Genomic DNA, 12,656 nt, shown 5'->3' on the forward strand with positions numbered 1-12,656 from the left:
ATACCAGGTAACAGCCCTCAGCTTGCCTTCAAAAGAAACCTTACTTTTTCTAGACATAATAAAAATCCTACTTTCGTAAACAGTACTTTATGTATTTTTACTGTCTACTTAAGTAGGACTATATCAGAGTTTCTCAGCTTTTTCTCTATTCTCAGATAATTAAACGCTGCACTCACTAACTTCCGCTTTTCCATTCACAATCATTCTCATGGTCATCAACTAGACCTGCCGCCTGTAGAAAACATACTAAGATTAGTAGTGAAGAAATCTCCGACGGGAGTGAGTACTCACTACTTTTTCTTTGTGTTAAAGTAGAGGTGTCTTGTGAAGTCGTGGCTTCTTTTGGCGCTAGACGCCGTAAAAAAACTGGCAAGACACCTGTTTTAGATGGAATTTTATCAAAGTATGTTGGACGCTAGACGTCGAGTATTGAAAATGAAATCACTAAAATAAGGAATCATTCAAGACAAAGAGGTAAACATAATGCGGACAGTTTTTGGAATTGATGTGAGTAAAGAAAGCTCAGAAGTCGCTATTCTTGTGAATGGTGAAAGGGTTCATGGCTATACTATGTCTAATGACATTATCGGATTTTCTCGTCTACTGAAGGACTAAAGACCGTGAGAAACCCCGAAATTATTTTCGAAGCTAATGGTGTCTACTCTTGTCGACTTCAGGCTTTTCTAGAAGAAAACAGCTATGACTATACACGTCTTAATCCTTTGGAAGCTAAAAAGCAACTTGACAGCTTACGAGTCCGGAAAACCGATAAAATTGACGCAGGGAAACTAGCTTCGTCACAATTCGTTTTAAACCGTAAGCCAATTTATGTTCAAGAAAAAGTCTATCAAAACTTGCATGATCTTAGCCGGTTCTACCAAAATCTGACAGAGGATATCGTAAGGACGAAGAATAGGCTGCACAAAGTTCTTCAAGTCGCCTTCCCAGAAATCGAGATTCTACTATCTACTCCTGCAGGTGAGCAATATTAGAATCTCGTGTCCATCTTCCCAACAAAGCATTAGGTGCTGGAATTATCGGAAGTTGAGTTGAAAGAGACTATTCGCCAGTCAACCTCTAAACGCATTTCAGAGAACAGAGTAGGTAACTTGGCTGAGAAGCTAGTTGGACTGGTAAAGCAATCTTATTCTGCCATTTCAAAAACCTCTCCTATAATAGAAGAGGTTAAGTATAATGCACAGAAACTTATAAGGTTGACAAGCCGTCGAGAACAAGTTTTAGAACAGTTGATAGAGTTAGCTAAACCTCTACCTGAATATGTGATTCTTCTCTCTATTCCTGGCATCGCAGAGACAACGGGTACAAGCGTTATTGGCGAATTAGGAGACATTCGTCGCTTTACGTCTGCTAATCAAATCAACGCTTTTATCGGTATTGATCTCAAATACTATGAGTCGGGAGATTTCCTAGGTCAAGAGCATATTACTAAGCGTGGGAATCCTTGTGCAAGAAGAATTCTGTACAAATCTATTCGCAATATCGCTTCAGCTAGCCATACCAATCCTTGTCATATCGCAGATTTCTATGAGAAACGAAACAGACAATCGACAATAGCTTCAACTAAGCCACATACGATTTCCTCTATACATCGTCTCATTCGAACAATGTATTACCTCATTACGCATAACAAACTTTACGATTACTCTTTGACCCAAAATCGATAAGGCTGTCTATGCCGTATTATGGTAACACCTTGTTTCAAAAAATACCAGATGAGGTGTTTTTTTAGCATGCCCATTTATGGATCAAAAAGTGTTAAAAATAAGACAGTAACCTCAGAATAGCCACTATCTTATCTCTTTTTTTACTTAAAGCCTTGATAGACTTGGCAAATGGTAGAAAAAGAGAACCGAAGTTCTCCTTTTCAATCTATTAGTTTAACACTCTAGGTGGGTAAGCAATACCAGTCTTATCAAAGTAAACGTAGATTCCTGGTTGGATTTCTATCCATGTGCTGATGGCTTTCTTACCACTATCACCATAGTAATAGCTAATACGACCATTGCCAGCAGTTACCGTTTGTCCTTTTACTTGTTTACCATCTTTAGCGAAGTAATAGGTATCAGCACCGATTTTAACTTCACCAGTTACTGTCTTACCATTAGAACCAACATAATACCAATTGTTATCACCTGTTGTGAAGAATTCATTAGTCAAACGTTCACCTGTTGCAGCATCGTACTTGCTATAGGTACCATCTGCATTCTTAACAACGCCACCTTTAACTTGACTTCCATCTTCTTTAAAGTAGAGGTGTTGTCCATTGATAACTTGAGCACCTGTAACAGTCTTACCGTCAGCGCCTGCATAGTACCATACATTTCCATCAGTTGTGAAGAATTCGTTAGTAACTAATTCTCCAGAACCTTCTTTGTACTTACTATAAGTACCATCTGCATTCTTAACAACGCCACCTTTAACTTGACTTCCATCTTCATTAAAGTAAAGTTTTTGACCATTGATAACTTGAGCACCTGTAGCGGCAACACCATTTTCATCAAAGTGATACCATTTACCTTCAATGTTTCTCCAAGTGTTCTTGATAGCATTACCAGTGTGTGCGTCAAAATAATAAGTTTTACCTTTAAAGGTTACTAATTTATCTTTAGCTTGGAAACCGTCTTCTCCAAAGTATTGTGTGAAGCCATCAATAACCGTAACACCTTTGGCCATGACACCTTCATTAGTGAAGTAACGGAATTTCACAACCTTAGACTCTTTACCGTCTTTAGTTTCAGTAACATCAAATTTAGTGTAACCGCCCTTATACATTTGACCCTTAGTGTTGTAAAGGTAGGTATTACCATTAGCATCAACATAGTAGGCATTACTCAACATGATACCGTTTGGCAAGAAACGATAAACGTCTTTACCATTTGGTGAGTATTCACCGTTTGTAATCATGTGACCACGCGCATCAAAGTAATAGGTGTTACCATTGAAGGTTACAAAGGCAGATTTAGCTTGAGTACCACTTGTACCGAAGTAAGTGATTCCCTTACCATCACTTGAGAATCCAGTAACAACCTTTTCTTTACCTGTCAATTGAAGAGGAATGAAGTTACCATCTTTAGTGACTGTGAAGTATTTACCAGTTGCTTCATCGCTAAGTACATAGCCAACACCACGTTCAAGAACGTTTGTTCCGTTGAAGTATTCAGCCTTCCATTGTTTCAATTTAACAGAATCATCAATTGGTTTACCAGTTGAGATCATGTTAACCTTGAACATTTCAGGGTATTTAGCTTTAAGCTCAGCCAAGAATTCACCACCGTATTTAGCTTGGTAATCTTTACCTGATGACTTAGTATTAGCTACATAAAGCGAGTGATCAATGATAGCATCCGCAATCTTACGTCCAGCACCATCAGTACGAGTCGCTGTTACGACTTCCTTACCTGGCAATTGGTAAATTTGGTCTGGAACCCAGTCAGCGATTGCTTGGATACCAGCTTTGTGAAGTGCCTTAAGAGCATCACGAAGGTCTTCTTTAGAACCGTATTTATTGTTCTTACTCATAGCAAGGTCATAACGGTCCGCAAAGGCATAACCATTTTGGATAACTGAGTCAAGGAAAGTACCATCATCAGCAGATACAAATTGAGGTGCCATTTCAAATGATGTTACGCCCCATGACTTGAACAAATCAACATTTTCAGCAATCTTACGGTTAGTATAAACTGAAGGATCTGAACCATCTGGAATAGTTTGGAAGTTAGAGAATCCTTCGTAGATCAATTGTGAATCATAAGCTTCAGTCGCTTTAAGAGTCAACTCTCCTTCTTTTTTAGCTTCTGTTGAAGGCGCTACTCGAATATCTTGATCATCTGAAGCTCCAACTGGAACCCAAACTGCTACGAAACCAGACATATCAAATGTTTCATAACCCTTAATGTCATTCGCACCGAAAGTCAAGACACCGTTGCTGTCTGTTTCTTTCACGTAACCTGCTGCGATTGCATCTGCATCAGATGTAAAGTTCTTGATACCATCAGCTGTACCAACAATCAAAGCACGGTATTTTTGGTTGGCATGGATTTTACCCATTTCAACGTTTAATTTAGCTGATTGATCCAAAGTCAATTTTGGATTGTTAGCTACAAGTGTTACCTGACCAGATGTACGGCTGTATTTAGAACCTTCTGTATCATCAGCTGTCATGATGTCTTTACCATAACGTACTGAAGCATAGACTTCATTTGTACGGTAGAGTTCAACATCTGAATTGTCCATCTTACCATCAGTTGGCAACCAGTATGAACGTTGAGCTTGTCCACCAGATACATACTTGATACGATTCTTCATCAAGTTAACAATGGTATCGTAATATGGAGACTTAGTTTCCATGTAATTACCATTATCTGTATAAAGGTCTCCATAGTAGACACGAGTGATTGTTTCCATGTTTTGCAACATAACAGCGTATGCTGCTGGGATGTTGTTCAAGGTATATTTTTTGTCGCTGCTGAGCATGTCTTTGTTATAAATCTCAAAGGCTTTCTTCATTTCAGCATCAGTGATTGTGAAACCATCTGATTTTGGATTGATTTCTTTCTTGATGATTTCAGCAATAATATCTTGAACGTTGTTATCATGGGCACGGATAAAGACGTAGTTTCCTGACGCATCTCCGTATTTCTCGTTGTATTTACCGATTGTAGACTGTTTAACTGTTCCGTCTTCGTTATAGGCCTTGCTTCCATCTTTGTTAATCCAATCAGTCTTTTCATCACGTTGTGTCGTGTTGAAAGTATTGTTATACAAAGGACTTACAGCCGGTGTACGTTCTTTGATTGGTTTAGCCAATGAGAAGAGGAGAGCCAAACGTTGTTTGTTTTCCATAGCAAGCGCAGCGCCATCTGTCTTGTCATTGTAGTGGTTGTCATTAAGACTCCATGCTTCAAGGACTGAGATGTGAGCAAGAGCGTTTGCTTCAGATTTGTTAACACCATAGTACTCACGGAAGTAGTTTGTGTAGAGTTGAAGCATGTCTGCATCGACATTATCTACCGCGTCGACACGGATACCATCGAAGTTAGCATCCTTGTCACCCATAACGATTGAACCCCAGTTCATAAGGTAGTGGATTTGGTTCAATTGTTCCGCTTGAACAACTGGGTTTGACAAATCTACGTCATTAGCTAGCAAGAAGTCGAAACCGCCCATGTGGTTTGGATCTGACTGCTCATCAAGAACTGACTTATCAATTGTACCCTTTTGATTAGTAGCCGTATGGTTCAAAAGACGATAGTTAGAGTTAGCCCATGGTGTACGTGAATCATTTACATAGAGAAGGGCACCACCTTGAAGGTGATCTTCGCCGCCACCTTTAGAGTAGTTTTCAGTTTCTTTGTTCCATTGTGGTTGTGTCTTAACAAAAGCAGAAATAGTTTCACGCAACCATTGTGTTGATTTTTCAGCCTGAATCTTTTGTTCAATCTTAACTTGGATATCCTTAGCAGCAACATTCAAAGTTTCTTGCTTATCTGTGCTAGTGTATTTAGCATCCAAGTTAAATACTTTAGACATGTAGTTCAAGTAGTTAACTTGTGTATCTACATTTGGCCACCAAGCCATCAAAAGTGGACGGAAATCTTCTGCAGTTGATGCTTGCCAAGTTACACCATCTTTGATGATAGAAGCTGGACGGTACCAGCTATCTGCAGTCAAATAACCATCAATCAATTCAAAGCTAGCTTCAGATGAATCGTAGGCACGGTTATTTATTGAGAAACCATCAACAATATTTGTTGTTCCTGGTGTGAAAGAGTATGTTGATGAGCTTGTAAGGGCACCATCTTTACCGAAGTAAAGCAATTGACCATTTACAGTAATGGCAAAGTTTTCTTTGTGTGAACCATCTTCATTAACATAGTAATATTTACCATCAATGTTTTTGATGTTTTTCAAGGAAAGCGCAGCTTCTACTTCTGAATCTTTCAAAGCAGCTTCTGGCGCTTTAACTTCTGTGTTTACAACTTCAGCCTTCACTGTTGCTGGTTGTTCTTCTGCTTTTTCAGTTGTAACAGCTGGTGCATCTGTTGTCACAACTGCTTCTTTATTTGGAACAGCTGCCACCGCTACATCAGAAGTTGTTGCTGTTGTAGCTGCTTCAGCTGTTGCTTGTGTGTTCGTTGTAGTTGCTGTTTCGACGGCATTTGTTTCTTTAGCAGGCGTTAAAACATCTGCTTCTTTTGTATTTGTACGTTTATCGACTTCTTTGGTTGCTTCTGTAGAAGTAACTAAATCGGCTGTTGTATCTAAATTTGGTTGAGTTACTATCTTATCTTGAGTTTCATCCGCTGAAACTGAAGATGTTGTTGCAGACAATCCTCCTACGACAGTAGCAAGTGCTGCAGAGGCAACTGCAATTGTGACCCATTGCTTCTTAACTTTATGAAGCTTATAGTGTACCTTATTTTCCATTATAATTTTCCCCGTGATTTTATTTGTCAAAATCAGACTGAAATCTATCCGATTTCAAACAATTACATTATATCATTATTTTCTAACTATTTCTCGAATTAATTGTTTTTTTTATAAATTATATGTAACATAACAGCAACATTAGAAAAGTTTTGTAACACACCTATTTCATAGGCTTTCAATTCTCATTTTCATATCATTTGATAAGTAAAACTATTTTCTATAAAAACCACTAAAACCCTTGATACAATGGCTTTTACAACGATTCTGACTCAAAATTGATATTTGTCAGATTTTTTTCTTTAAGGAGCAAAAAAAGGCAAAATTTCTTTAAACGATTCTCGTTTTCAAGAAATTTCACCTATAAATTCATGTCAAATCATATCGTTTTTCACTTAATCTCTCAGATTAAGATTAGATTGATTGATTATTTATCAAAATCAGCATAACCATTTTCATCGAAGAAGACAGTCTTACCGTCTTGGAAAGTGATCCATGTGTTTGTCACACGTTCTCCAAGAACTGATTCGTAGTATTCCACTCCTTTTGGTGTGCTGATTGGGCTACCTTTAACTTGACGTCCCAAATGATCAAAGTAATACTCTTTACCATCGATATTTTGGCGTCCTGTTACAGCCTTACCATCTTTGAAGTAGTACCAAACATTGTTACCAGTTGTCAAGAAACGGTTATTGAGACGCTCCCCTGAATCTTTATCATAGTAAGAAAGTGAACCATCAGCATTCTTAACAAAGTCACCTTTAACTTGGCTACCATCTTCTTTGAAGTAATAGTTTTTACCACCAACGCTATACGCACCTGTCACGATTTCACCATTATCTTTGGCGTAGTACCATGTCTTACCACCATCAAGAGTGAAGAAATCAGATTTAACTTGGCTTCCATCAGCATTGAAGTAATAGTTAAGGTGGTCAATTGTTTGACGACCTGTGGCGAGGTTACCATCCTTATCAGCATGGTACCACTTGCCGTTTACTTCGAAGAACTTGTCTTTAACCTTGTAACCATTATCTACAGTGTAGTAGCTAATCTTGCCATTTTCAGTAACAAATTCACCTTTAACTTGGGCACCATTTGCACGGAAGTAGTATTCGTGACCATCCAAAGTAAGGGCACCTGTCACATTTTTACCAGCTGCATCACGGTAGAACCATGTTGAGCCATCTGTTGTGTAGAATTCACCCTTCTTAGCTTGTGCATAGCCTTGATCATTGAATTCATACCAGATACCATCGATTTCAGCCCAACGATTTGTGTAGGCATTACCTGAATTTTTATCGAAGAAGTAGAGTTTTCCGTCTGGAGTAACATACTTAGTACCTTTAGCTTGGAAGCCATTTTCATCAAAGTATTGCAATCCTCCACCAGCATGAGTCAAGCCAACAGCCATTTCTCCAGTTGGTGAGAAATAACGGAATTTAGCTTCTGTTTCTGAAGTACCTTCTTTCGGTACATCGAATACAAAGTAACCATCTTTGTACTGCTCACCAAAGCTACCAAAGTAATAATATTTACCATCCTGTTGATAAATAGAATCACGAAGCTGGATACCGTTTGGCAAGAAGAAATAAGTCTTACCATCGACATCTTGACGACCAGTTAACATATAACCTTCTTTATCGAAGTAATAGTAATTTCCAGCATATTTAATGAAGGCATTCTTAGCTTGGAAACCACTATTATCAAAGTAGGCCATACCCTTACCATCATAGTAGAAACCTGTCTTACCACCTTGATCTGTCAAAGGTTTTGGCAAGAAGATACCATTATCAGTAACTTGATAGTAGCGACCAGTAGCATCGTTACTGAGAACATAACGACTACCACGACCAAGGATATTAGTACCATTCATGTACTTAGCAGACCATTGCTTGATTTTAACAGATGGATCAATCTTCTTACCAGTTGATATCATCACATCTTCAAACAACTGTGGATATTTCTTTTGGAGCTCATCAAGGAACTCACCACCATATTGAGCTTGGAAGTCCTTACCTGATGATTTAGAATTTGCAACATATAAAGTGTTATTGATATAAGCATTGGCCTTTGGAGTACCATAACTATTAGCACGTGTTGCTGTTACAACTTCTTGTCCTGGCAATTGGTAAAGTTGATCTGGAACCCAGTCAGCAATTGCTTGAATACCTTGCTTGTGAAGCGCCTTAAGGGCATCACGAAGATCTTCTTTAGAACCATATTTGTTATTCTTACTCATGGCAAGGTCATATCGGTCAGTAAAGGCATAGCCATTTTGGATAACAGAATCAAGGAAGGTACGGTCATCAGCCGATACAAATTGAGGAGCCATCTCGAATGATGTGATTCCCCATGACTTGAAGAGTTCTGCGTTTTCTGCAATCAATTTATTAGTATATTGGCTATCTTTTTCAACAAAATCTTGGAAGTTTGAGAAACCTTCATAGATAACTTGTGAGTCCAATGCTTCAGTAGCAGAAAATGTCTTGTCAAGTTTCTTATCTGAACCTTTAACACGGATATCTTGGTTATCAGGCGCACCTACTGGTACCCAAACACCAAGATAACCTCTCATATCAACAGTTCGATACCCCTTGATTTCATCTCCACTGAAAGTCAAGTTCCCTTCAGCATCAGTGTATTTAATTTTTCCAGCTGCTGCTGCATCATTTTCGTAAGTGACAATTCCCTTATCAGTACCAAGAAGTAATGGACGGTAGGCTTGGTTAGCATGAAGTTTACCCATGTTAACTTTTAAAGTACCATCACCCAGTGAGAAATCCTGATTATTGGCAATAAGGGTCAACATACCAGAATGTTTACTTGTTTCTGCTACACCCGTAGTTTGGTCAGCAGTCATAATATCTTTACCGTAACGAACAGATGACAAGATTTCTTTTCCATTGAACGTGTCGACTTTCATCGATTGTCCACCTGAAACATATTTCATACGGTTCTTCAAGAGCGTTGTGATAGCATCGTAGTAAGGAGACTTGGTAGCCATATATTGGCCGTTATCCGTATAAAGATCTCCATAATAAACACGAGTTACCTGCTCCATATTTTGAAGAATCAAAGCATAGGCAGCTGGAATATTGTTAATAGTATAACGTTTTTCTGCCTTCTTCATATCTTCATTATAGATTTCAAAGGCACGTTTCAATTCAGCATCAGTCATGGTATAACCATCTGATTTTGGATTGATCTCTTTTTGAACAATATCACGAATGATATCTTGAACAAGGTTATCATGAGCACGCGCAAAGATATAGTTAGCTTGTGTATCTCCATACTTACTATTATTTGTACGGTCTGTCAAACTGCTAGTAATCAAATCTTTCAATGAAGAGCCCGATCCATAAAGTGCACCCATAATTGCATAACGAAGGTTATTATCCATGGCAAGGGCTGCACCATCATGTTTTTGATTATAAGCATTATCATTTAAATCCCAAGCTTCAAGGATAGAAATGTGAGCGAGTGCATTGGCTTCAGATTTATCCACACCAAAGGCTGCTCGGAAGTAGTTTGTATAAACTTGGAGAAGGTCAGCATCGACATTGTCAACTGCATCAACACGGATACCATCAAAGTTAGCATCCTTATCACCCATAACAATTGATCCCCAGTTCACAAGATAGTGAATTTGGTTCAACTGCTCAGCTTGCACAACTGGATTTGAGTTATCAACGTCATTGGCAAGTAGGAATTCATAACCACCCAAGTATCTTCCTGTACCATTTAGAGAACCATCTTGGTTACTTGGTGTACGGTTAAGGATACGGTAGTTTGAGTTAGCCCAAGGTGTTACATTGCTATTAACAAAGAGAAGAGCTCCCCCTTGAAGGTGGTCAGCAAGGGTATAGTTTTCAGTTGTAGTATTCCACTGGTCTTGTTCTTTTACAAAAGACTCAATTGCTTGACGAAGCCATTCAGTTGATTTTTTAGCTGAAATTTCTTGTTCAATCTTAATTTGAATTGTCTTAGCAGCTGCATTCAATTCAGATTGACTTTGGCTGGTTGAATAAGTTGCGTTAAGGTTAAAGTGTTTAGAGAAAGTATTGAGGTAGGCAACTTGTGTATCTACATCAGGCCACCATGCCATCAAAAGTGGACGGAAGTCTTTCTCAGTTGATACACGCCATTTTTCACCATTTTCCAAAATAGTGACTGGACGGTACCAGCTATTAGGTGTCAAATAACCATCTACCAACTCAAAGCTTTCTTTCTTAGAATCGTAAGCACGGTTATGTGAAGAGAAAGCATCAACTAGATTAGTTGTACCTGGTGTGAACGAGTGTGTTGATGTGCTTGTCAAAGCACCATCTTTACCAAAGTAAAGCAACTGGCCATTAACTGAAACAGCAAAGTTTGTTTTGTATGAACCATCTTCTTTGACATAATAGTATTTACCATCAACTTGTTTGATGTTGTCCAAAGAGAGTGCTGCTGTTTCTTCTTTTTCAGTAACACCAGATTTTGGTTTTTCAGCTACTGTAAGCGTTGTATCTGTCGCAGTCGCAGTTGTAGCTGGTGCTTCTGTTGTTGCATCATTTACTACTGCTGCACGATCAGTTGTTGCTGGTACTGCAGTATTAGCAGTTGTGTCAGTTGTAGCCGTTGCTGGTGCTGGAGTTGCTACAGTATCTGTAGTTGCTGCCTTGTCATTTGTTGCTGCTGTGACATCTGTCGTAGCAGTTGCTGCTGGAGTCGCTACTTCATGCGTTTCAACTACGACATCGCTTTCAGCTGTTGTCGAAGGAACTGGTTTTGTGGTTTCATCTGCTGAAACCTTTTGATTGGTTACGGCTGCACCACCTACAATTGAGGCAAGTGCTGCTGAGGTGACGGCAATCGTCACCCATTGCTTCTTAACCTTGTGAAGCTTATAATGTACCTTTTTTCCCATAATAGGTCCTCATTTCTTTTTCCTAGTTTGAATGAAATCTACACCATTCAAACAGTCTCATTATATCATAATTTTTTTACCCATTTCTTTAATTTATCATTCCAGTTTCGTTTTTTAACCATAATTTAAATTGATTAGCATTATTTCTAATCTAAAAAACTACCGAAATCACGTGACGGTAGTCTATGGTTTATAAGTTGTATTTAAAGCCTTCAAGGGCTGCCCCAGGCTTAAGAGATGACATATTTCTATTATGGTTTGGAATGTTGAAACCGTTTATTAAGCAAATACAAGAGTATGTTGGACCCTATAGCTGACTAAAAAGAGTAAGGTTTCTGTCTAAAAGACTAGAACAGAGGAGGACAATAACTAAACGAGAAAGCTTTAAAATACTAGGAGTATTTTTCATCATAGGACATCCTTCCTTTCCTCAATGATTTGTATAAATAAGCACACCGAATCTTTCAAAATAAACGAGCTTTCTTCACTCCTATTATAGCATTTTAAAGCGCTTTCTCATTGTAGTTAGAAGGACAAAATCATTAGAATTCCTCTAGCAAAAAAGCCTGAATCATCACTTCAGGCTTTTCATCTTAGTTCAAATCGGTTGAGATAATCCTCAATAATCCGTTACTTCTTTTCGGTCATGGACATTGCTTTGTTTGCCCTGACGGGCTTTAAGTACGGCTTCAACGTCTTCAGGGCTGACCCCTGTTTCAACGAGCATGACTGCTAGGTGATAGAGGACATCTGCAGTCTCATTGGCAATTTCTTCTTTATCAGCATTTTTGGCCCCAATCACAACTTCTGTCGCTTCTTCGCCAACCTTTTTAAGAATCTTGTCTAGTCCCTTGTCAAAAAGGTAATTGGTATAAGACCCTTCTTTGGGATTCTTTTTACGATCTAAGGCTTCCTTATAAAGTGTTTCTAACATAGCTACTCCTATCTGTCTTGTCTGTCATCATATATATCCGTAAAGAAACAGCTGTGGGCTCCTGTATGACAGGCTGCTCCTTCTTGTTCCACGGCGATAAGCAAGGTGTCCTGATCACAGTCAGTCTTGATGCTTTTGACATGTTGGAAATGACCAGATGTGGCTCCCTTATGCCAAAGCTCATTTCTAGAACGGCTCCAGTAATGCATTTGTTTGGTCTCTAGGGTCAACTGATAGGACACCCTTTTTCTTTGTGGCTTGTTTTAATGAACTGATATAACTTCAGTTTCAGAGCACGATTTTGAGCGATTAGTCTTTGCTTAGGTTCTCCTGTAACCAACTCCTTTCTAATTCTCTCAGTTTTTT

3 protein-coding genes and 3 pseudogenes are annotated in these 12,656 nt (G+C 38.7%); 1 reads left to right on the forward strand and 5 read right to left on the reverse strand.

Going from position 1 to position 12,656, the window contains the following annotated elements; all coding sequences use genetic code 11:
- Positions 1–175: 175 nt before the first annotated feature.
- Positions 176–241, reverse strand: a pseudogene (locus PCY14_RS09890) (DNA-3-methyladenine glycosylase I); the annotation flags it as partial.
- A 242-nt stretch (positions 242–483) separates the two neighbouring features.
- Here PCY14_RS09890 and PCY14_RS09700 point away from each other — a divergent pair.
- Positions 484–1,685 (forward strand): annotated as a pseudogene (locus PCY14_RS09700) (IS110 family transposase).
- Between the two features lie 208 nt (positions 1,686–1,893).
- On the opposite strand, the gene PCY14_RS09705 reads toward PCY14_RS09700, so the two are convergent.
- From PCY14_RS09705 to PCY14_RS09720, 4 genes and pseudogenes are all read right to left on the reverse strand, one after another.
- Positions 1,894–6,447 (reverse strand): glycoside hydrolase family 70 protein, encoded by a 4,554-nt coding sequence (locus PCY14_RS09705; protein ID WP_048790772.1) that lies wholly within the window; start codon positions 6,445–6,447, stop codon positions 1,894–1,896.
- Between the two features lie 427 nt (positions 6,448–6,874).
- Positions 6,875–11,356, reverse strand: a complete 4,482-nt coding sequence (locus PCY14_RS09710; protein ID WP_301363481.1) for a glycoside hydrolase family 70 protein — start codon at positions 11,354–11,356, stop codon at positions 6,875–6,877.
- Positions 11,357–11,975: 619 nt separating this feature from the next.
- The gene (gene hisE, locus PCY14_RS09715; RefSeq protein WP_002884043.1) at positions 11,976–12,290 is read right to left on the reverse strand and encodes a phosphoribosyl-ATP diphosphatase; all 315 of its coding nucleotides are present in this window, start codon (positions 12,288–12,290) and stop codon (positions 11,976–11,978) included.
- Between the two features lie 8 nt (positions 12,291–12,298).
- Positions 12,299–12,532: pseudogene (locus tag PCY14_RS09720) on the reverse strand (phosphoribosyl-AMP cyclohydrolase); the annotation flags it as partial.
- Positions 12,533–12,656 lie beyond the last annotated feature (124 nt).

It is taken from the genome of Streptococcus sp. SV2, assembly GCF_030440175.1.
GTDB lineage: Bacteria > Bacillota > Bacilli > Lactobacillales > Streptococcaceae > Streptococcus > Streptococcus raffinosi.